Origin of the sequence: Cohnella baijiui (genome assembly GCF_020731285.1) — a bacterium.
GTDB lineage: Bacteria > Bacillota > Bacilli > Paenibacillales > Paenibacillaceae > Cohnella.
Genome location: NZ_JAJFOW010000245.1, coordinates 1 through 277 on the forward strand (window position 1 = coordinate 1; position 277 = coordinate 277).

The following is a 277-nucleotide window of genomic DNA, read 5'->3' on the forward strand; positions in this document are numbered from 1 at the left end:
TTCAATAAACGCGTTGACGCCCTCTTTCATATCTTCTGATGTGAACAGTTCGCCAAATAAGGCGGCTTCCTTATCCATGCCGCTTTCCTGACCGGCTAGAATACCGTGTGTAACCGCTTCAAGTGAAGCCCGAATGGAAACCGCACTTTTCTCTAGCGCAATTAGTTCGGCAATCTTCTTTACTTCATCCAATAAGGAGTCGAGCGGAATTGCACGGTTTGCTAGGCCAATGCGTTCGGCTTCTTTGCCGTCAACAAATCGACTGGTTAAGATTAAC

General features: G+C 46.9%; 1 protein-coding gene. It reads right to left on the reverse strand.

Annotation, left to right across the window (positions count from 1 at the left end; all coding sequences use genetic code 11):
- Positions 1-277 (reverse strand): enoyl-CoA hydratase-related protein (locus tag LKX83_RS32495; RefSeq protein ID WP_255655028.1); only part of this gene is annotated, 277 nt, incomplete at both ends.